20 protein-coding genes are annotated in these 21,573 nt (G+C 59.7%); 9 read left to right on the forward strand and 11 right to left on the reverse strand.

Annotated elements, in window-relative coordinates; all coding sequences use genetic code 11:
- Positions 1–84: 84 nt before the first annotated feature.
- Positions 85–1,149, reverse strand: coding sequence for a tartrate dehydrogenase (locus R1T44_RS12090; protein ID WP_284727437.1), 1,065 nt, complete (start codon positions 1,147–1,149; stop codon positions 85–87).
- Positions 1,150–1,267: 118 nt separating this feature from the next.
- Here R1T44_RS12090 and R1T44_RS12095 point away from each other — a divergent pair, with 118 nt between their 5' ends.
- On the forward strand, positions 1,268–2,167 hold the full coding sequence (locus R1T44_RS12095) for a LysR substrate-binding domain-containing protein (RefSeq protein ID WP_317292095.1): 900 nt from the start codon (positions 1,268–1,270) through the stop codon (positions 2,165–2,167).
- Between the two features lie 155 nt (positions 2,168–2,322).
- Here R1T44_RS12095 and R1T44_RS12100 read toward each other — a convergent pair whose 3' ends face one another.
- Together R1T44_RS12100 and R1T44_RS12105 are read right to left on the reverse strand one after the other, a co-directional pair.
- Entirely contained in the window at positions 2,323–3,069 is a 747-nt protein-coding gene (locus tag R1T44_RS12100; protein ID WP_213115288.1) for a siderophore-interacting protein, read from the reverse strand.
- Entirely contained in the window at positions 3,062–3,547 is a 486-nt protein-coding gene (locus R1T44_RS12105) for a MarR family winged helix-turn-helix transcriptional regulator (protein WP_284727438.1), read from the reverse strand. The genes R1T44_RS12100 and R1T44_RS12105 overlap by 8 nt, the downstream gene beginning before the upstream one ends.
- 237 nt (positions 3,548–3,784) lie before the next feature.
- Here R1T44_RS12105 and R1T44_RS12110 point away from each other — a divergent pair, with 237 nt between their 5' ends.
- From R1T44_RS12110 to R1T44_RS12120, 3 genes are all read left to right on the forward strand, one after another.
- The gene (locus tag R1T44_RS12110) at positions 3,785–4,459 is read left to right on the forward strand and encodes an HAD family hydrolase (RefSeq protein WP_213115286.1); all 675 of its coding nucleotides are present in this window, start codon (positions 3,785–3,787) and stop codon (positions 4,457–4,459) included.
- A gap of 402 nt (positions 4,460–4,861) precedes the next feature.
- Positions 4,862–5,812 (forward strand): SDR family oxidoreductase, encoded by a 951-nt coding sequence (locus R1T44_RS12115; protein ID WP_284727439.1) that lies wholly within the window; start codon positions 4,862–4,864, stop codon positions 5,810–5,812.
- A gap of 49 nt (positions 5,813–5,861) precedes the next feature.
- Positions 5,862–6,470 carry a fibrobacter succinogenes major paralogous domain-containing protein gene (locus R1T44_RS12120; RefSeq protein WP_284727440.1) on the forward strand — a complete coding sequence of 203 codons (609 nt, stop codon included), beginning with the start codon at positions 5,862–5,864 and terminating at the stop codon, positions 6,468–6,470.
- Positions 6,471–6,872: 402 nt separating this feature from the next.
- Here the strand turns inward: R1T44_RS12120 and R1T44_RS12125 are convergent, their stop codons facing one another.
- From R1T44_RS12125 to R1T44_RS12150, 6 genes are all read right to left on the reverse strand, one after another.
- Positions 6,873–7,217: a hypothetical protein gene (locus R1T44_RS12125; protein ID WP_284727441.1), complete on the reverse strand. Its 345-nt coding sequence runs from the start codon at positions 7,215–7,217 to the stop codon at positions 6,873–6,875.
- Positions 7,218–7,445: 228 nt separating this feature from the next.
- A complete protein-coding gene (locus R1T44_RS12130; RefSeq protein ID WP_213115203.1) occupies positions 7,446–8,036 on the reverse strand; it encodes an ankyrin repeat domain-containing protein in 591 nt (196 codons plus the stop codon).
- A gap of 193 nt (positions 8,037–8,229) precedes the next feature.
- Positions 8,230–9,768, reverse strand: a complete 1,539-nt coding sequence (locus tag R1T44_RS12135; RefSeq protein WP_284727442.1) for a catalase — start codon at positions 9,766–9,768, stop codon at positions 8,230–8,232.
- Positions 9,769–10,462: 694 nt separating this feature from the next.
- Positions 10,463–12,070, reverse strand: coding sequence for a BCCT family transporter (locus R1T44_RS12140; protein WP_284727443.1), 1,608 nt, complete (start codon positions 12,068–12,070; stop codon positions 10,463–10,465).
- Between the two features lie 592 nt (positions 12,071–12,662).
- Positions 12,663–14,453 carry a GMC family oxidoreductase gene (locus R1T44_RS12145; protein WP_284727444.1) on the reverse strand — a complete coding sequence of 597 codons (1,791 nt, stop codon included), beginning with the start codon at positions 14,451–14,453 and terminating at the stop codon, positions 12,663–12,665.
- A gap of 74 nt (positions 14,454–14,527) precedes the next feature.
- Positions 14,528–16,045 carry a CoA-acylating methylmalonate-semialdehyde dehydrogenase gene (locus R1T44_RS12150; RefSeq protein ID WP_284727445.1) on the reverse strand — a complete coding sequence of 506 codons (1,518 nt, stop codon included), beginning with the start codon at positions 16,043–16,045 and terminating at the stop codon, positions 14,528–14,530.
- A gap of 454 nt (positions 16,046–16,499) precedes the next feature.
- Between R1T44_RS12150 and R1T44_RS12155 the strand changes: the two genes are divergently transcribed.
- The 5 genes from R1T44_RS12155 to R1T44_RS12175 all read left to right on the forward strand — a co-directional run bounded on the left by R1T44_RS12155 (position 16,500) and on the right by R1T44_RS12175 (position 19,431).
- A complete protein-coding gene (locus R1T44_RS12155; RefSeq protein WP_024952721.1) occupies positions 16,500–17,396 on the forward strand; it encodes a LysR family transcriptional regulator in 897 nt (298 codons plus the stop codon).
- A 280-nt stretch (positions 17,397–17,676) separates the two neighbouring features.
- Positions 17,677–18,045, forward strand: a complete 369-nt coding sequence (locus R1T44_RS12160) for a PH domain-containing protein (protein ID WP_024952722.1) — start codon at positions 17,677–17,679, stop codon at positions 18,043–18,045.
- 86 nt (positions 18,046–18,131) lie between these two features.
- Positions 18,132–18,449 (forward strand): hypothetical protein, encoded by a 318-nt coding sequence (locus tag R1T44_RS12165; RefSeq protein WP_213115207.1) that lies wholly within the window; start codon positions 18,132–18,134, stop codon positions 18,447–18,449.
- Between the two features lie 120 nt (positions 18,450–18,569).
- Positions 18,570–18,746, forward strand: coding sequence for a hypothetical protein (locus tag R1T44_RS12170; protein ID WP_156941181.1), 177 nt, complete (start codon positions 18,570–18,572; stop codon positions 18,744–18,746).
- 121 nt (positions 18,747–18,867) lie between these two features.
- Positions 18,868–19,431, forward strand: a complete 564-nt coding sequence (locus R1T44_RS12175) for a plasmid pRiA4b ORF-3 family protein (protein ID WP_213115208.1) — start codon at positions 18,868–18,870, stop codon at positions 19,429–19,431.
- 196 nt (positions 19,432–19,627) lie between these two features.
- Here R1T44_RS12175 and R1T44_RS12180 read toward each other — a convergent pair whose 3' ends face one another.
- Positions 19,628–20,296: a DUF938 domain-containing protein gene (locus R1T44_RS12180; RefSeq protein ID WP_317292096.1), complete on the reverse strand. Its 669-nt coding sequence runs from the start codon at positions 20,294–20,296 to the stop codon at positions 19,628–19,630.
- Between the two features lie 169 nt (positions 20,297–20,465).
- Positions 20,466–21,518: a glycosyltransferase family protein gene (locus R1T44_RS12185; protein ID WP_317292097.1), complete on the reverse strand. Its 1,053-nt coding sequence runs from the start codon at positions 21,516–21,518 to the stop codon at positions 20,466–20,468.
- Positions 21,519–21,573 lie beyond the last annotated feature (55 nt).

The following is a 21,573-nucleotide window of genomic DNA, read 5'->3' on the forward strand; positions in this document are numbered from 1 at the left end:
GTTGGAACCTTCACGCGCAGGGGGCAGGCATGGCGTTCCTGCCCCCTGGATGCTGCAAGGACTGCGTCAGGCGATGGCGGCGCTCTAACGTATCGCGCGAACCCGTTCACAGACGGCATCGGTGATCTCGCGCGTGGTGGCGCTGCCGCCCAGATCTGGCGCATGCAGACCCGAAGCGACCACTTCTTCAATGGCGGTCATGAGGCGCTTGGCCAGAGCCGTCTCACCCAGATGCTCCAGCATCATGACGGCCGTCCAGAAGGCGCCCACCGGATTGGCGATGCCCTTGCCGGTGATATCGAAGGCAGAGCCGTGGATAGGCTCGAACATGGAGGGGAAGGTGCCTTCCGGATTGAGGTTGGCGGTCGGGGCAATCCCCAGGCTGCCGCTCAGAGCCGCAGCGAGATCGGAAATGATATCGGCATGCAGGTTGGTCGCGACGATGACGTCTAGCATGTGGGGCTTGAGGACCATGCGTGTCGTGATGGCGTCGACCAGTTCACGCGTGATCGTGACGTCCGGGTAGTCCTTGGCGACTTCGAAGAAGATCTCGTCCCACAACACCATACCGTGGCGCTGGGCATTGGACTTGGTCACCAGCGTGAGATGCTTGCGCGGACGGGACTGCGCCATTTCAAAGGCGAAGCGGTGAATGCGCTCGATGCCCTTGCGAGTGAAGATCGAGACTTCAGTCCCCACCTCCTCCGGAAGCCCCTGGTGGACACGGCCGCCATTCCCGGAGTATTCCCCTTCACTGTTTTCGCGAATGATGACCCAGTCGATATCCTCCGCCTGCTGAAGACGGCTGGTGATCCCCGGGAAAACACGGGCGGGGCGCACATTGGCGTACTGATCGAACCCCTGACAGATCTTGAGGCGCAGGTCCCACAGCGAGATGTGATCCGGCACCTTTTCGCTGCCTACGGCGCCGAAATAGATGGCATCAAAGGTCTTGAGCTCCTCGATGCCGCCATCCGGAATGTACTGGCCAGTCTTGAGGTACCGCTCGGAGCTCCAGTCGAAGTCGACGAAGTCGAAGGTGACGTCGGTATTGTCTTCCGCCAGCACTTCCAGCACACGCTTGCCGGCTTCGATGACTTCAAGACCGATACCATCGCCCGGGATGACTGCAATACGGTGGCTATTCATGATGTAGGCTCTCTTGTCATTGGGGTGGGTGAATCAAGGCGTGATCACACACTAGCCAGCGAGCAACCGAGCCGACAATGCACTAGCATTCACAACACCTTCAACCAGGAAGTTGAAAATGCAATCGCTCACAGAACTCGATTTCTTCCTGACGCTCTGTCGGGAAGGCAGCATGTCCAACGCCGCCCGCGTGCTGGACATCAGTCCGGCAGCCGTCAGCAAGCGACTGGCAAACATTGAAAAAAGACTCAAGATTCAATTATTTAACCGCAGCACGCGCTCCATGAGCCTCACGCCCGAAGGCCAGATATATCAGCGCCATGCGGAACAGACCTTGAGCCAGGTGCTGGAGATGGAAGAGCAGCTTTCCCGCCATGAGGGGCAGGTAAGAGGAAGACTAAAGGTGAACGCCCCGCTGGGCTTCGGGCGCAAGTACATGGCGCCCATCATCTCGGGCTTCGTTCAGGCGTATCCGCAGGTCGAGGTGACATTGCATCTTTCCGACATCCCGCACGCCATGGTCGATGGTGCCTTTGACGTCGCCATTCGATTCGGCGAGCTGCCCGATTCCAATCTGCATGCGCGCAAGATCGCCTCACACCGCCGCATCGTCTGTGCCTCTCCGCATTACCTTGCCCGCCACGGGTGCCCGCAGCATCCCGATGAACTGGCCAACCACGAATGCATCACCCTGCATCAGAATCGGGACTCATGGAGCATCTGGAAATTTCAGGGCAGTGAGGAAACCTGTAGCGTCATGGTGGGCGGCAGCCTGTCCACCAATGATGGGGAAAGCGCCCTTCGCTGGGCCCTGGATGGCCGCGGAATCGTGCTGCGAGCGGAATGGGATGTGGCGCCTTATGTCGAGGCGGGAGAACTCAAGATACTGTTCGAGGAGTATCAATTGCCCAATGCCGACATCCATCTGGTCTATCAACATCATGCCGTGCTGCCGCTTCGGATCCGCCATTTCATTGAGCACACTCAGGATTATCTGGCCCGCCACCCTTTCAAGTGACACGGCAATCCCTTCAAATTACGCACGGCTATCTACAGGGACAGGGCTTCATTGCGACAACGAAATGCCCTGATGCAGGCGTGCATCAGGGCATTGGGGAAAAGCAGCTCATTCACTTGCTCAGAGACCTCAAGGCGATCACAGAGGTGGCGTGATCACGCCCCTTCCGCCTCGGCGTCCTGCTGCTTGGCCAGCTTGTGACCGTCTTCTGATTGTCCGATCTTCCAGTAGCTGGAGACATAGAAGTGGGACTTGGGGATCTCATGCACCTGCTTGAGGTGCGCACGCAGCGCTCGCATGCTGCCGAATTCACAGGCCGCCCAGACAGACACCTGGCCCTCTAGGCTCGGCAAGGAGGCGATCTTGTCCAGCAGCGGCTGGCCGCTCGGGTCCGGTTGCGCATTGATGACCCAGTGCAGCTCGATGCCGGCAGGATGCTCAAGCGTCTGGATATCGGCTTCGCTGGTCACCTCGATGACGGCGTGACCGCGCGCCTGGGCCGGTAGCTCGGCCAGATTGACGCTGATCGCCGGCAAGGCCGTCATGTCACCCGCCAGCAGGAACCAGTCGGCTTCCATGTTGATCAGCTTCTTTGGCCCCGGGCCGCCGATGGTGATGCGGTCCCCCGGCTGGGCGCTGACGGCCCAGGCAGATGCCGGGCCGGCGTGATCGTGCAGCGCAAAATCAACATCGATCTCGGTCGAACGGTGATGACGAATGGTATAGGTGCGCATCATCGGGCGCTCGCCTTCCCCGCGCGGAAACACCAGTTTGATATAGGCGCTCTCCTGCCCCTCGGGAATGGAGCCGATATTCTCCCCGCCCAAGGTGACGCGCAGCATATGCTCCGTCACCGGGGTGGAACGAATCACTTCAAGCTCTCGCATTGCGGGCTTACCCATCTTGCGCACTCCTCTGGCAAACGCCTTCAAGTTGTTCAGCATCGCGTGCTTCACACTCGCTTGTATTGTGGATCATGGCAGATGCCGTTTTCATGAATGTGGCGACCTCCTCATCGCTGAGGTCTCCCGCCATCCGCTGAGCGGTCTCATCTTCCAGGGCTTCAATCTCTTTGAGCATGTCGTGGCCCGCCTCGGTAAGGGCGAGAAACAGGCTGCGACGGTCCTGCGGATTTTCCGTCTTGATGATCAATCCCGCCGTCAACAATTCATTGAGCACCCGCGTCACGCGCGCCTTGTCCTGCCCCAAATGCTGCACGATCTTGTGCGCCGTACACTCGGAGGTACGACCAATGCCCTTCAGCACCCGAATGTGCGTGACAGGCAGATCAAGCTGGTAGCGCTGGATGCCCAAGCGAAGCTGCCTGCGATAGACATGCATCAGCTGATGCAGCACATCATTGAGTGATGTCTGACTCATGTGTCACTCACCATATGGTTGGTATAGGTCAACTATATTGGCAGATAGTTGATACTGTCAACAAACACATGATCGAGAAGCATTCTCATCTTAATGCCGAAAATCTCATATGCCTATCACGCTTCCCTCCACTGCCAAGCGCGCTTTCGGCAACTCTTGCTGCGTGACATGGTGACAGCGAGCGGGAACCTGCTAAGGTCGAAGACCACACATTCCTGACGCCCACGAGAGGCATCGATGGCTGAACTCTGCCTGCTGTTTGATTCCGATGGCACCCTGGTTGATAGCGAAATCCTCCTCGCCGAGGCCATGTCCAGCACCCTGCCCCGCTATGGTCTGCCGTTTACCAGCGACCGCTACATGAACGAGTTTCGCGGCATGCGTTTCATGAGCATCGTGCGCACGCTGGAGGCAGTTCATGGCGTTCTGGAAGAAGCCCCCACACGGCGCATGGAAGGCGAGATGCGCGCCCTGCTGGAAGAGATGATGAAGGCACACCTGACGGCGATGCCCGGCATGTCAGCCGCCTTGATGGAGCTTGAAGGCTACCCCTGTGGCGTGGTGTCCAACGGGCCTGAGCGCAAGGTGCGTCTGGCGCTCGATACCACACGCCTGGCGCGCTTCTTCGATGGCCATATCTACAGCGCCTATACCCTGGGCGTGTGGAAGCCGGACCCGCGTATCTATCGACTCGCAGCCGAGCAGATGGGCTTTTCGCCATCACATTGTGTGGTGATCGATGATGCCATCGTTGGGGTACAGGCAGGGCTGGATGCCGGCATGCAGGTCATCCACTTCGCCCATCACGACGACGGCCATGAAACGCCGCGTGGCGCACTGCGAATGCACCATGCGCGCGAGCTGCCGAGACTGGTGGCGCAGATTTCCCAGAAGCTCGCGGCGCGGAACTAAAAGCTCGCTGCGCAGTACTAGACATCGTCGCGTCTTCTCCCTCAATTCCCGCCCAATGAAACCCCGTCTCGTGAAATCCCGCCCCTCGAGGCGGGATTTTTCATGCCTGGCGCACAAAACAGGCTGCTCGTGGTGTGACTCACTCACTCTGTCGCAGCCACCAGCGCTCCCGTTCGCGGATGCCGCACCCTCCTCTCCTTCCGATACGAATAGGCAAGTTTTAGCGACTATAGCGCCTATATATCGTCATTAGCGATACTTATAGTGTCTCTTCAGCAAACACGCACCAGACACGCAAGGCTCACAGGACACGACCGTACGCAAAGCCAGACGCAGCTCTCGTGTGCTCCCCTGACATGACCAAAGCGCAACCGCCGCATACCTGCCATCAGGATCTTGACCATGACTCGCAACACCCCATTTGGCCCCAAGGGCTGGACCCCGGACAGAATCGGCTCGCTCGTCGGCAAGACCTATCTCATCACCGGCGCCAATAGCGGCGCGGGCTTTCAGGCGACGCGCATATTGCTGAGCAAGGGTGCCGCCGTCGTGATGCTGAATCGCAACCCGACCAGATCAGAGGCGGCCATCGCGGCGCTGCAAGAGGAGTTTGGCCCCGCGGCGAATGTCAGTCATATACGCATGGATCTGGCGGAACTGGCCTGCGTACGCAGAGCGGCCGCGGAAGTGCTGGAGGAGGTCCCGCAGATCGATGCCCTCATCTGCAATGGCGCCATCGCCCAGGTTTCCCGACAGCAACTCACCGTCGACGGTTTCGAAAGTCAGCTGGGCGTGAATCACTACGGGCATTTCCTGCTGTGCGGGCTGCTGTTCGAGCGTATCGATGCCTCCAACGGGCGGATCGTCGTGGTCTCCAGTGAAGGCCACAAGATGGGCCTGAAAACCATCCAGTTCGATGACATGAACTGGGAGCACAACTATCACCCGAACAAGGTCTATAGCCACAGCAAGCTGGCGCAGATGATGTTCGCCTATGAATTGCAGGACAGGATTGAGGCGGCAGACCGCCAGGTAAACGTCTTTGTCTGCCATCCGGGCGCGTCCAATACCTCACTGATTCGTGACAACGCCAATCTGGCGACTCGACTCAGCTGGGCAGTGATGGTGAAGACGGGCATGGCGCAGACGGCGGAGAAAGGCGCTTACCCGGAAGTCATGTGCGCCACCGAGGAGACCCTCAGGCAGCGGGCCTACCATGGCCCGACGGGGCTGATGAATTTCGGCGGGCCGGTGGGCGAGTGCGAATTGGGGGCATTCGTTCTGGAGAAGAGCCTCATGACCCGGTTATGGCAAGTCTCGGAGAAGGCAACGCAGTTGAGCTGGCCGATTTGACCTTGAGCCGACCACCGACCTTCCCGCCACCTTCAGGGAGGCGAATCCCATGAATGTATCACTGGTAGTGACAGGTCTTCTGATGATGATTCCGAACATGTCGTTTGCCAACAGCCTTTATGACGAGTTCATCCAGCCGGAGACCTCGATTCAGGACAGTGAAGGCAATACCTATCGCAGCGTGAAGATTGGTGATCAGACCTGGCTTGCCGACAACCTTAGAACGACTCGCTTTCAGGATGGCTCGCCCATCCGGACGGCATTCATCCCTGAGGATGACCCAGACAACCTGTTGTCATATGGCCGTCTATATGACTGGCACGATGTCAGTGATGCACGCAATCTTTGCCCGGCGGGCTGGAGAGTCGCCTCGGATGAGGACTGGAAAGCGCTGGAACGCGCCATCGGAATTGCAGAAAAGGAGATCGACTCGACGGGCTGGCGTGGCGATCATGATATCGCCATCACGCTCAAGGCGACTCAACCCGACTCCCTGTTGACGTCCTTCGATCAGGCGCGCATCAATCTCACCGGCTTTTCTGCCAGACCGGCGGGCGTGAAGTGGAAGGGCTGGTATATCACCCAAGGCGCCTACGCCGAATTCTGGACCCGCAGTGAGGCAGCGCCGACGAAAGCGTTTGCCAGAACACTGGCCTAATCCTGGTGGAATCCGCGCAAGGGCGAGATCCGCCGAGCGACACTTGGCAAGAATGGCATGTTCTCGGTGAGATGTGTAAAGGACTGATCAGGGCACAACACTGGGGCAGTCGGTAGTGATATAGGCGCGAGGAGCGCTCGAGCAAGGACTCTGATCCGCTGAATCACGCCGATTGAAGACATTCTGGCGTCAGCGATTGAACGCGTGGTTCAACAAGAATCCTTGCTGAAGGGTTCCTGCCGGTTCCGGGAGCAAGATGACATCGTCATGGTCAAGCGTCTTTCCGCAAATGGCGGGCTTCACGTTATTGTGTCGTACTGATCATTGCTGGCTGGCAGCTAGCGCTCAGAAAGACTCGACCATGATGTCACGCACACTCCATCCCGGAGGTGATATCGGCTGTCAGGCGCTCTCGCTCAAGGCATGTTCGATGCGGGTGGCGGGGACACTCTTGCCGGCATCATTCACGAAATCCGTCGCGTGATTCTTGTCTTCAATGGCCCACTTGCGAGCATGTTCGCGGCTGCCTTCTTCACTCAAGGCGTGCTGCACCCTGCCTGCCGCCACGCTCATGCCGCTTTCCACATAGACTTGCGTGCTGCGCTCGGCCGGCTGCGCCTGCCCCATGATACGGCTCTCGCTCAATGCCTCACGGACACGGATATCGCTTTCGCCATTGTCGGCAAATGCCGCATTGCTCACAGCACACAGCGCAGCTGTCACACACAGTACTTTCATGGCTTTCATGATGTCACTTCTCGTCTTTTGCGTTGGGTTGGGTTGGTCAGATCTGCAAGACTTGCACTTTACTGAACGTCAGATTGATAGAGCTCAAGATTGATGGAACGTGAAATCGATAGAACGTCGGGTTGGTGGCGCCAAGGGCCTGTGAGCCAAGGGCCTGTGAGCCAAGCGCGTTGTCAGCCGATAGATTCCCCGAACAGGCTTCACCGGCACCCTTGGTCACGCCTGACCTCACATATTGAACTTCACCAATGTCACGATACGTGACAGGCCCTGGGCCGCCGCCAATGACTGCGCAGTATTGCCACGCGCATCTTGGATCGAGGGGTCGGCACCTGCCTGCAGCAACAGCTTGATGATGTCTTCATTGCCGAACAGAGACGCCATCATCAGCGCCGTCTGGCCACTGTAATTGCGATGATTCACATCACAGTCGGTATTGGCGATCAGCCATCTGGCTGTCTCGTCAAAGCCGCGAAATGCCACGCCCATGAAGGCATTGCTGCCCTTCTCATCGAGTGCACAGGCGTCAGCTCCGGCAGACTTCAGCAGCGCCAGGGTGTCGGTATGCCCGTAGTAGGCCGCGAGAATGAAAGGGGTATAGCTGCGGGAATTGGTGACCGAGAGATCACCGCCCTGCTGAACATATTTCCGAATCGCGGCATTGTCGCCGTCGCGTGCGGCGTCAAAGATATCGATGTCGCCAGCCGCGACAGCCTGCCCTGCCATCACCATCATCAGCAGACTGGCCAACACCGCCAGCCATCTTCTGCCCAGGCCGTGTTGCTGCCCGCTGGGGTCTGTGGCTCGCATCGTATGCATCTTGCGCTCCTCTCTGGTCTTTCGCTCGTGTTGAGCTCGTCTGGCGCACATGTTGCGCTCGTGTTGCGGCCGGCAGAGGAGCGCAAGCTCCCCTGCCGGGTGAAACAGGTCCGGGACTTCCGGGCAGCGGTTGATCGCGATCGCATCACGCTTTTCTTCATACGCTTTGCTTTCAGCCGCTGCCTCAGATGTCTCAGTCCTCGATCAGCTCTTCAACGTCATCCATGTCGACGTCTGCCACCTCGGCCAGACGCTCACCGTATTCGTGGTCGGCCTGGTAGAAGTGGCTGACCATGATCTCGCGGATCTCCTCGTTCTTGACCTTGCCCAGGTCAGTCCCCAGCGCCTGGATCAGAGCGTCCTGATCCTGCTCGGAGAAGGAGCGATACAGCTCACCGGCCTGAGCGAAGTTCTGCTGCTTGCCGATCGGCTGCTGCTGGGTGGTGCCATTCAGGGTGTAGCGCTTGTACTCGTACTGGCTGTCATCCACCAGCGAGTCGGCGTTGCGGCTCGGCTGATAGTTGATGGAGCCGGAACGCGGCTTGGAGTAACCCGCGCCGTCCTGATGGTTGTTGTGCACCTCATTCTTGGGCGCATTCACCGGCAGCTGCATGAAGTTGGCCCCCAGGCGATAACGCTGGGCATCGGCGTAGGCGAACAGACGCCCCTGCAGCATGCGGTCTTCGGACGGCTCGACACCCGGCACCAGGTTGGCCGGCGACATGGCCGCCTGCTCGGTTTCCTGGAAGAAGTTGTCCGGCGTACGATTCAGCGTCAGCTCACCGACCTTGCGGGCAGGAATCAGGTCTTCCGGCCACAACTTGGTGGTATCGAGCGGATTGAAATCGAAGCTGTTCAGCTGGCTGGGATCCAGGGTCTGGATATAGAGATCCCAGACCGGGTCATCGCCGGCATCCAGATGGGTGTAGAGGTCATCGGTCAGATGGTTGAAGTCAGTGGACTGCACCTTGGCGGCTTCTTGCGGCGTCATGCCGTGGTTGCCCTGACGCGACTTCCAGGTGAACTTCACGTACTTCCAGTCGCCTTCGGCATTGACGAACTTGAAGGCATGCACGCCAGAACCATCCATCTCACGCAGGCTGGTCGGAATCCCCAGCGGCGAGTAGAGGTAGGTCAGCATGTTGGTGCTTTCGGGGATATGGCTGAAGAAATCGAAGTAGCGATTCGGGTCCTGCAGGTTGGTACGCGGGTCCGGCTTCAGCGCATGGATCATGTCCGGGAACTTCATCGCATCGCGGATGAAGAACACCGGGAAGTTGATGCCCACGATGTCCCAGTTGCCCTGCTCGGTGTAGAACTTGACGGCGAAGCCACGCGGGTCACGCAGGGTTTCCGGCGAGCCCTTGCTGTTGATCACGCTGGAGAAGCGCACGAAGACCGGCGTCACCTGGCCCTTGTCCTGGAAAGGTGCCGCGACGGTCAGGTCGGTGAGGTCCGCGGTGGCACGGAACTCACCGTAGGCACCGGTACCGCGAGCGTGGACGACACGCTCCGGAATGCGCTCGCGCTCGAAGTGCGCCAGCTTCTCCAGCAGGTGGTGGTCCTGCAGGAGTGTCGGGCCGTTCGGGCCGGCGGTCAGGGAATTCTGGTTGTTGCCTACCGGCGCACCATTGGAGCGAGTCATCACTTCCTGCTGCGCCAGACTGCTGGCAGAAAGGCCCAGCGCCATCACGGCCGTCAGGGTCTTCATGGGAAAACGTACGTTCAGCATCTCGCAAATTCCTCGTTAAATCAGGGAGTAACGGGGCGAGGAGTATTGGCGAGAAGCTCCCATAGCAAAAATAAATAAAAGCTAACCAGGGAATAGCGAAAACCTAACGTGTTGCAATATAAGCACCAGTTGATTCATCCCGCCAACGAGGAACCCGAGGTGGCATCCGGCACGACGTGCACAACTTACTGCATGTTCATGCATACAGGTGTCGAGCTGCTGCGGTTTTCAGGTCAGATGCAAACTCCTACCTCATAAATCGCCCAGCAAGAGACCGCCAACCCAAGGCCTGAGGGCCAGACGTTCAGGCCAGGATTGTTGCGTCCTGTCATCCAATCCGAGCGGCTCTGGATACTCGATGCTGGCCGTCGCCCACCACGAATACACACGGATGAAGCCCCACCATCCGCCCACTCCCCTTTTTGCCTTGTCGTCCGCTGCCGTCCGCCTGCTTGAGAGCCTACTGTTGAGCACCTCTTGCCAAGCGCTGTAGGACTTGATCGTCCCTGGCTGGAATAACCGAGAGAAATGAACGAGAGACGTGGCCGAGCGAAGGGCTGGGCATGGTAGGCCTGAGCCTGGCCAAACCTGCGCCTTGTCAGGCGTTTCCATACGCCAGAAACGACAAGAGCCCCTCATGTTGAGGGGCCCTTGTCGTTAGGTTTTGCGCCGTCTCTTTCAGCGCATAGCGCGGTTACGCCTGGCGATTCGTCTTCTTCGGCTTGCGATGGAAGGCCGGCATGTCATCGATGACCAGTACCGGATTCAGCTCTTCCTTGGGGAAGTCATTCTTGAGCCAGCGCAGCATCGAGAGCGCCAGAATCAGCATCACCGGAATCATCGGCAGCGCCACCACGATGGTCGAGGTCTGCACCGTCTGCAGGCCACCCAACTGGATCAACGCGACCCCGACGGCCGCAATCAGGAAGGCCCAGATCAAGCGGAACGAGCGCTTGGGCTCCTGATACCCGGACAGCTTGCGTGAGGTCACCGAGGCCAACACGTAGGCCGAGCTGTCCAGCGTGGTCGCCAGGAAGATGAAGCACAGCAGGATGAAGGCCACCGTGACCAGCTTGGCATACGGCAGGGTCTGCAGAATGCCTTCCACCGCCAGCGGGATACCGCCGCTGTCCAGCAGCGCCTTGATGTCCAGCGCGCCGCTGATCTGCAGATCCAGCGCGTAACCGCCCCACACCGCGAAGAATACCCAGGTTCCCAGCGAGCCGAACACCAGCTCCGCGATGATCAGCTCACGAATGGTACGGCCGCGCGAGATACGCGCCACGAACAGACCCACCATCGGCGCGTAGGCGATCCACCAGGCCCAGTAGAAGACGGTCCAGTCCTTCCAGAAGGTGGAATCCCCCGCCGGGTCGGTCCACAGGCTCATCGGGATGAAGTTGCCCAGGGTCTTGCCGAGGCTGTTGACGAAGCCTTCGACCATGAACTGCGAGTCACCGACGATGAAGGTGAAGGCCAGCAGGAAGATCGCCAGGATCACGTTGACGTCGGAGAGAATCTTGATGCCCTTGGCCAGGCCGAACCAGACACTGGCGGAGAACATCGCCGTCCAGATGCACAGCACCGCGACTTCCAGCCCGAAGTTAGCTTCCATGCCGAGGATGCCACTGACCAGCTGAGATACCAGCGGTACCGCCAGCCCCAGCGAGGTGCCGACGCCGCCGACGATCCCGAACACAACGATGGAATCCAGCAACACGCCCCAGGCGCCATCCGCATGACGGCCCAGTACGCCGCGCGAGGCGACGGACAGACGCACGCCATCACGCTTCTTGACGTACATGGAGTAGGCGATCGGCAGGCCCGGCAGGCAATAGAAGGCCCATGGCGTCAGCCCCCAGTGGAACTGACCGAAGGCCAGCGCCCACTCCGCGGCCTCACGGCTCTTGGCCGCCACGTGATAGGCCGGCGAGGTGTAGTAGTAGATCGGCTCGACCCACGCCCAGTTGACGATCGCGATCCCCATCCCGCAGGTGAAGATCATCGCCACCCAGCTGAAGTAGGAGAAATCGGGCGTGTCCTCTGCCCCGCCCAGGCGGACGTTGCCGTAGCGGCTGAAGGCCAGCCAGATGAGGAATCCTACGACGCTCAGGCCGGCCACCAGATACAGCCAGCCGAACTTGCCGGTGGCGAAGGAGAAAGCGGCATTGATCAGCGCGGTGCTGGCATCCGGGAACAGGATGACCGGGCCGATGAAGGCCAGGATGACCAATACGGCGGGGATGAAGACACGCGGGTCCAGATGATCGCCATCACTGGCGGGGGGAACTGCTTCTTGCACGACTACCACCTTAGTGAGAAAGCCCGAGCAAGAGGGGCGAGACGTCGCTCTTGCTCGGGCAGTTCGCTGTATTCAATAATTTTTCGTAATGAAAAGAGCGCGGCATTATACATTTTTTATTCCACGCGCATTATACTTTCCCGGCAACCGCGAAAAGCATGAATCGCGACACGGTATTTTCTCATGCAAACATGAATTTCATTCATTAATCTCGCACTGCGCACTTCACATCCTCGCGCCCCCTCGTACCTTCTTAACGCCTTCCTCGACCAAGTTTCCGCCAGACGCGAACAGGCCGCCGACACGTCAATGTCGGCGGCCTGTGGGTCTCAAGCGCTCATGAGCGGCGACTGTCACGCAGAAGCCAGCACCTGACGCGGCAGTCTTTCCGCTCCTTGCTTCGCGAGGGTCTCGCCAGCCGATGCGCCAACGTCACACGCAGAAGCCTCGATGTTCACCTCGTGTCATAAGACGCTCAGCGCTTGAGCACTTCTCATGCTCTGGAAGCTACCCCCTGCAGGCTCAGGGTCAGACAAGCCGGCCTTGAGCGATCAGCACTGGCTGACGCATTGGGGACATGCAGGGCCTCGTATCAGTCTCCTCCGACAGCTGACTCCAGAATCCATCCAGCGGCTTTCTCCGCGATCATCAGGGTCGGCGAGTTGGTATTGCCGCTGACGATGGTCGGCATGATGCCGGCATCTGCCACCCGCAACCCCTGGATGCCGCGCACACGCAGACGGCTGTCGACCACCGCCATCGGGTCATCAGCGCGCCCCATCCGCGTGGTGCCCACCGGATGGAAGATGGTGGTGCCGATATCGCCGGCGAGCCTGGCGAGCTCTTCATCAGTCTGGTACTCGACCCCCGGCTTGATCTCCTCGGGCTTGTAGCGCGCAAAGGCTGGCTGGGAGGCGATACGCCGCGTGACCCGCAGGGAATCGGCCGCGACCTTGCGGTCTTCATCGGTGCTCAGATAGTTGGGCGCGATCGCTGGGGCCTGACGCGGGTCGGCGCTCTGCAGACGCACCGTGCCACGGCTAGTGGGGTTGAGATTGCAGACACTCGCGGTGATCGCCGGGAAGGGATGCAACGGCTGCCCGAAGGCCTCGAGGCTCAGCGGCTGGACGTGATACTGGATATTGGGGTGGGCGTAGTCATCGCTGCTGCGCGTGAAGGCCCCCAGCTGCGACGGCGCCATGCTCATCGGCCCGGAACGCTTGAACAGGTACTGCATGCCGATGCCCATCTTGCCCAGCAAGGTGCTGGCCATGGCGTTCAGGGTCTTGGCATTGGTGACCTTGTAGACTGAACGGATCTGCAGGTGGTCCTGCAGGTTCTCGCCGACGCCGGGCAGGTCCTTCACTACCTCGACGCCATGTTCCTCCAGCAATGCCCTGGGCCCGACGCCCGAAACCTGCAACAGATGTGGCGAGCCGATGGCGCCGGCACACAGCACGACCTCACGCTTCGCCGAGAGGTTGATGACCTTGCCATCACGCACGACCTGTATCCCCGTGCAGCGCAGATCGGAGGCTTGCTTCGCTGCGTCCGTCGCCCCTGTGCCAGCCCGTGTTTCAGCCCCCATGCCCTGCTCGCCGCCCGCAAATAGCAGACGATTGACCTGGGTGGAATGCCACAGGGTCAGGTTGCTGCGCTTGAGCGCCGGGCGCAGGAAGGCCTTGGCCGTGTTCCAGCGCCAACCCGCCCGCTGGTTGACCTCGAAATAGGCCACCCCTTCATTGCTGCCACGGTTGAAGTCCTTGGTGCGCGGAATGCCGGCCTGCTCGGCCGCAATGGCGAAGTCATCCAGTACTTCCCAATTGAGTCGTTGACGCTCGACGCGCCATTCCCCGCCGTGACCGTGGAAATCATGCTGCCCAGGATCACTGCTGGCGCCGTCATCCAGTAGCGCGTGATCCTCGTGACGCATGAAGTCAGCCAGACACTGCTCCCAACGCCACTCGTCGTCGCCGGACACCTCGGCCCAGTGATCGTAATCCCGCGCCTGGCCGCGCATGTAGATCATGCCGTTGATGCTGGAACAGCCGCCCAGCGTCTTGCCGCGCGGATAGATCAGCGAACGGCCGTTGAGTCCCTTGTCCGGCTCGGTGCGGAACATCCAGTCGGTGCGCGGGTTGTTGATGCAGTACAGATAGCCCACCGGAATGTGAATCCAGTGATAGTTGTCACGTCCGCCCGCCTCGACCAGCAACACGCGGTGGTCAGGGTTGGCGCTGAGACGATTGGCCATCAGGCAGCCGGCGGAACCGGCGCCCACGATGATGTAATCGAATTCAGAGAGATCGTCGCCCGGTTTGGCGGGGCGAGCGTCCTGCTCGCCCTCCGGGGATCGATGCGGGTTGTTCTTGTTGTCTGACATGACGCGTCCCTCTCCAGACAGCTGGCGTATGCTGGTAGGTAACCAGAATGCAGATGACCGCAGTCGCGAGCGACTTACTTGGCCGTCGGCATGGCGAACTCGGCACCGGCATCGATGGAATCCGTCCAGCGCTGCATGATGGACTTCTGCTTGGTGTAGAAACGCACCCCTTCTTCTCCGTAGGCGTGGGTATCCCCGAATAGGGAGCTCTTCCAGCCACCGAAACCGTGCCAGGCCATCGGGACCGGAATCGGCACGTTGATGCCGACCATGCCCACCTGAATGCGGCGCCCGAATTCCCGCGCGACACTGCCGCTCTCGGTGAAGCAACTCACGCCGTTGCCGAATTCGTGCTCGTTGATCAGCTGGATGGCGGTCGCGACGTCCGGCACACGGACACAGGCCAGGACCGGGCCGAAGATCTCTTCCTTGTAGATGGTCATATCCGGCGTGACGTGATCGAACAGCGTGCCGCCCATCCAGAAGCCTTCAGTGCTGTCGCCGCCGATGTCGTTGCCGGTGAACTCACGCCCGTCGACGATCATCTCGGCGCCTTCCGCGACACCCTTTTCGATGTAACCGCAGATACGCTCATGCGCCTGACGGGTGACGATCGGGCCCATCTCGGCGTCCAGATTCATGCCGTCCTTGATCTTGAGCTCGCGGGCACGCTCGGCCAGACGCGGCACCAGGGTGTCCGCCACATCGCCCACCATTACCGCGACACTGATGGCCATGCAGCGCTCGCCGGCGGAGCCGTAGGCCGCGCCGATCAGGGCATCCACCGCCTTGTCGAGATTGGCGTCCGGCATCACCACCATGTGGTTCTTGGCGCCACCCAGTGCTTGGATGCGCTTGCCGTGACGTGCTCCGCGCTCATAGATCAGGTTGGCGATCGGGGTCGAGCCCACGAAGGACAGGGCGCGCACCTTGGGATGATCGATCAGCGCCTCGACGGAATCCTTGTCGCCCTGCACCACGTTGAAGACGCCATCCGGCAGACCCGCCTGCTTGAGCAGGTCCGCCATCATCAGCGAGGCACTGGGGTCCAGCGGGCTCGGCTTGAGCACGAAGCTGTTGCCTGCCGCGATGGCAACCGGGAACATCCACATCGGCACCATCACCGGGAAGTTGAACGGCGTGATGCCAGCGACGACGCCCAGCGGCTGGCGCATCGTCCAGTTGTCGATGCCGGTACTGATCTGGTCGGTGAAATCACCCTTGAGCAGCTGCGGGATACCGCAGGCGAATTCGACGATATCAATGCCGCGTGCCACTTCGCCCTGGGCGTCGGTGAATACCTTGCCGTGCTCGCGGGTGATCGCCTCCGCCAGCTCGTCCTTGTGCTCGTTGAGCAATGCGAGGAACTTGAACATCACTCGGGCACGGCGAATCGGCGGCGTGTCGGCCCAGGCCGGGAAAGCGGCGTTGGCAGCAGCCACGGCGGCATCGACATCACTGTTACGGGCCAGCGCGACCTGACCGGTCACCTTGCCGGTGGCCGGATTGAAGACATCCTGAGTGACGCTGGAGTCGCCTCGAGTCACCTGGCCGTTGATGAAATGCTGGATAGCGTTGGCTGCTGTCGTCATGGTGCTGATCTCCGCTGGCGGTGTTTTATAGGAATAAGCCTGTGTCATGCACATGTCTGGCGCTGAAGGTCCTTCGCCTGGTCTATGACGAACGAGGACATGCCATCAGCAAGTGTTCATGAAATTACGCCGCCACGCGCAGGGTGCAATTGAGTAATTCTTGGGTGAGATATAACGATTGCTGATATCCGATTTCGCTCAGACATTTCTCCACTTCCCTCGAGAACCAGAGCAACAGTTAAGCGCTTATAATCAATCAGTTACAATGAATAAAAAGGAAGAGATTTCGACAGCGACAGGCGCTTCGATCACGAGGCCTGTCCCGGGTGAACACGGCTTACCGCGACTAATGGCCAATAGGTGGCAGAGAACGCATTCAGGCCACAATGCGTGATGCAGGGCCAGCAGCACGTGTCTCGCCGGCCAGAAAATGCCAAACACAGGGATGTCACTGATGCAGGATCTGTCCCGACTCAACGCCTTTGTCACCGTGGCGCGCACCGGCAGCGTGTCGCGAGCGGCGCAGGCGTTGCACCTCACCCAGCCCGCGATCAGCCTCAAGCTCAAGCAATTGCAGGAAGGCCTGGGATTGAGCCTGTTCGAGCGTCACCCCCATGGCCTGTTGTTGACGGCCGACGGCCAAGCCTTGCTGCCCAGTGCCGAGAAGACCTTGGCCAGCGCACGTGGCTTCGAGCAGGCCGCCGCGGCACTGCACAGCACAGTGCGCGGCAAGCTGCGCATCGGCACCATCGTCGACCCGGAATTCATTCGTCTGGGCAGCTTGCTGCGCCATCTTCTGGAACGCGCACCCAATCTGGAAACGGAACTCCATCACGGCATGAGCGGCTGCGTCCTCAAGGCGCTGCGCCAGAATGAACTGGAAATCGGCTTCTACCTCGCTCCCCCCGGAGAAGGCCCACGCGATGACTCCCTCTGTTATCGCGAGCTGGCATTCTTCGACTATTTCATTCTCGCCCCCAGCGGCTGGTCAGCGCGCCTGACGGACACTGACTGGCCTTCCCTGGCCGCCCTGCCGTGGATCGTGACGCCGGAAAACTCCGTTCACTCACGCCTGCTGGCGCATGCCATGCGTGACAGTCAGTGCACACCCCACCGCGTCGCGCAGGTGGATCAGGAAGTCTGCATGCTGGACCTGGTGCGCGCCGGCGTCGGGCTGACACTGGCTCGCGATGTACTGGCGCTGGCCGAGCGCCAGGAACGAGGCCTCAATATCGTGCCGGATACCCGCCTGCCCTGTGCCTTGAGTGTGGTGTGGCGTCACGACAAGCAACACGAGCCCTGTGTAGAAGCCGCTCTGCAAAGTCTCGAAGAGGTCTGGCCGTCCGAGTGAAGGAAGGTGGCCTCCCGAGATCGGACAGCAAGCGTCATGCTGACCAGAGAGGCCGGCGTGCATTCCGCGTTCTCCCTTCTTGCACTGCCATGCAGCACACTTGATCGCCTCGGAGCTCTGGTGTCAGGGCGCGGGGCTACTCCGTTGGCGCGGGATGGATTATGCTAGTCCTGATACTGAAAAAAGCCGCATGTCCCGCCAGAGGCCGAGGGAAGGCTCCTACTCATGCGCTAGCGAAGTATCCCCAGATGGCAGCACTGTCGAATCACAAGGTAATACAATGATAGATTTCAATAATAAAGGCTTTTTTAAACTCAAACAGAACGATGAATATGCCGAACGCGTCAATGACCTGCTGATCGAGGGCGAAGAAATCATTTCAGCCTATAAATCAATGCGTGACGGGGTCGTGTTTACCAACAAGCGTATTATCGCTGTCAATGTTCAAGGCTTGACCGGCAGCAAGAAAGATTTCACCTCGCTCCCCTACAAGAAGATTGAAACCTATTCCATCGAAACTTCCGGCACCTTTGATCTTGATTCAGAGCTCACGATCTATTTCTCGGCACTCGGTACGGTGAGATTTGAATTTACCGGCAAGACACGCCTTACCGAAATCTCGCAAGTCATCACCACCTATGTGTGTTGACTCCCTGCTGCTTCAGATGTGAATTCCTTTGATCAAACGGGGTTACCCAGATGAGTGACATGTCAGTCGACCAATTCGAAGAAAGCATGAAACGCGAACTCGACAAGTTCGTGCGTAGTACCAACAGAACCGCCAGCTCAACCTCCCGAGAGACCGCTCCTCGCGCGCGTCCTGAAGCACCCCGCGCCAGAGAAACCACCACGCCTCTCAAGGGGCTCAGAGTGACACTGGGCGTCAAGAACAAGCGGCTGGCATGGGAAGAGCCCTTCACGGTGCAGACTGACAGCATCTCCAAGGTTCAAGCCAAAATTCAGGCAGAGAAAGCGGCGCGCAAGGCCGGCTGGAAGATCATCAGCCATGTGATCGACTGGAATGACACCGAACGAGCTCCCGACGCTCGCTGACGACGCGCCAGCCGCTGACATCGGTTGTTCCGCTAGTTCATATCGATATTACCGAAAGGCAATTCTGTAGCACGCGGCATAGTCTCTGTAGACACATTCATTGTCTGGAGGGGGATATCGATGAAATACTTTGATGCATTATTCTCGTTGATCGCCGCGGTACTGGTCTCTGCACTACTCCCTTTTGAAGTGGAACAAGGCAATCGTTCTACCCCACAAGCACCGCATGAACGCTCTATTCTGGTGATAGAGGGATTGCTGAAGGAGAGTGAGGACAACGCATCGGTTGATACGTGAGTCACCATCACTGGATCATCGTGATAGCGAGTCGACTTGCGGCGTAAACGGACAATCCGGTCAATCGCCCGGATATTCCCATAATACGCTCATGCGCAGCGACTTCACTCGAGGAGGCCGAATGGCGGACATTCAACTACGTATTGAATTGATGGACACGGATCCCCTGGTCTGGCGTCGAGTCGTCGTGCCAGAAACGATCAATCTGCACCGACTACACGAGCTTATCCAGGACGTGATGGGGTGGGAGGAGCAACACCTCTACGAGTTTGAGTGTGACGGCCGCTACTACGCTGAACCCGACGACTTCAGCGAACGCCCCATTACCATGTCGCGAAATGCCAAGCTGAAGACCCTGGTGAATCGGGCCAAGGGGAATGACTTCCATTATCTCTATGATTTTGGCGATGACTGGAAACATCGCATTGTCATCGAAGCAACAGAGGTAGAGGCAGTATCCCCCTGTCCAAGATGGCTGGATGGTGCCATGGCGTGCCCGCCAGAGGATATCGGCGGTGTGCAGGGGTATGCTGCCCTGAAAGCCGCCAGTGCCGGCGAGCAGGATCCTCATGGTCACGAGCTACTTCAGATGCTGGGGGAAGACTTCTCGCCGGAGGCACTGGATGAGGAGGCCATTGAAGAGCACCTCATCCCCTTCCAGGCGGGCTTCAATCGCATGGCATGACTCAAGAGACAATAGCGGCCCTTATTGAACGTGAGTCGGGGATTCAAGCGCTTGCGCACTCCCGTGCAGCCGCATTTCCTTCGCCAAGACACGACAATGCCCCGACCTGGCGACAGGACGGGGCATTGTCGTAGTGAATGGGCCACATGAGGTGTAATTACCCCCTCCGACGGCCTACTGACGGCCATTACCAGCGCTAACACCGAAAGACCACACTCAGGTTGTTCGCTGGCATCTCGACCACCTTGTCGAGCCGCAAGCCGTTGCGCTCTGCTTCCTCGATGACCGCCTCCAGATCACGCACGCCCCATAGCGGGTTGCGGCTCTTGAGCTGCACATCAAAGCCTTCGTTGCTCGGCGCCGTGTGCTGCCCTCCCCGCTTGTAGGGACCGTAGAGATACAGCACGCCGTCCTTCGGGAGACGTCGACCGGCCTGCAACATCAGCTCGGACGTGACCCGCCACGGCGAGATATGGATCAGATTGATCGCCACCAGCGCATCGCAGGCCACCTCAGGCCACTCGGCCTGTACATCCAGCGTGATCGGCGCCTTGAGGTTGGGCAAGGCGGCCTCGGCGCGCCAGTCCGCGATGGACTCCAAGGCACGCGGGCTGGCATCGCTGGGCTGCCACTCCAGATGAGGCAACCCGTGGGCGAAATGTACCGCGTGCTCGCCGCTGCCACTGGCCAGTTCCAGCACCTGACGCCGCGCTGCCAGCACATCCCGCAGGACATCGAGAATCACATCACGATTGCGGGCGACCGCCGGGCTGGCGAGACGCTGACTGTGCGCCACCTCGACATCCTGCTGCGATGATTGCGACGTCGCGCTGGGCAAGTCATCGGGTAACTCGGGGGTGGCCATGCAGCACTCCTTTCAACAGGATAAATGACTCAGAACGAAAAGATGGCTAGATCATAACAAAGCGCCGCACCCCTGAGGGGCACGGCGCTCGAGCAAACAGTGGTTGGATCGGGGCATTTCGGTCAGGTTATCTCGTTCGGGCTATCTGAAGCAGGCCACATGAACGACTCTAGCGGGCACGCGCCACCGTGGAACGGGCGCGCCAGAAATCCAGCACCCGCAGCGGGTCGCCCACTTCATGGGCCTTGTGTTGCGCGTTGTGCGCCATGGCACGCGTCGCATCACGATTGCCCAGCAGGCGCTCGAGGGCGGCTGTCCATTCTGCCGGATCATCCCCCACCAACAGGCCATCGACGCCGTCCTCGATCAGATCGACATAGGGCGCCCGGCGACTGTAGATGCCCACCCCGCCCATGCAGGTGATATCGAGAAACCGCAACCAGGAGGCAGCACGGTTGTCGGAGTTTTCCATCAAGGGCGCCAGCCCGATGGCGATCCGACGCCGCGAGCAATAATCCTGAAAGGCCTCCCAGCTGACGGCCTCCATCGTCTTGAGGCGGGGAATATCGCTGAGCGCCAGCGGCAGATGGCGGCCCATCATCAGTTCCACCTCACTGTCCGAATGCCGCGTCTGGATATCGCGCAGCACTGGGGCCAGCGTGAGGATGTCCTCACGATGCGCCAGAGTGCCGTGAAAGCCGATGCACCAGTCGCTCTGCTCGAGATGATGCAGATCCGGCAGCATGCCAGTCAACGGCGGCGTCAACAGGCTGACTTTGGGATGCAGACTCGCCAGAGCGGCCTCCAGCTGCTCGCTGACCACGACGACCTCATCCGCCAGCGCGAACAATCGCTGCTGCAATTGAGCCGCTTCAGCCTCAGAGCCTGCTTCAGGGGTGGAGGTGTCCTGCTCCGATGGCAGCAACTCAGGCGAATACAGATGATCGACGAGGTAGCAGATACGACCGTGCTGCTCACGATGTGCTTCCAGCATCTCGATCCATTCCCGCCCCAGGCTACGCGCGATCAGCAGGCAAGCGCCGGTAAGGCGCGCCTGGGCAAGCTTGGGGGAGAACTTCCAGCGGCGGGTTTCAAAACGCTCGACACGTGTGCCTTCCTTGCGCAACGCGGCCATGGCAGGCAGGAAGAAATAGATATCTTCCAGCGCCTGGGCTTCATCACTGAGTACGATCCAACGAGGAGTGGTCGGGAAGGCGGTCATGTCAGTCTCCTTTACTCGAGGCATTCATGGTCCCGGCACGTTCAGCGTCACCGCC

Origin of the sequence: Cobetia amphilecti, from assembly GCF_032923285.1 — a bacterium.
GTDB lineage: Bacteria > Pseudomonadota > Gammaproteobacteria > Pseudomonadales > Halomonadaceae > Cobetia > Cobetia amphilecti.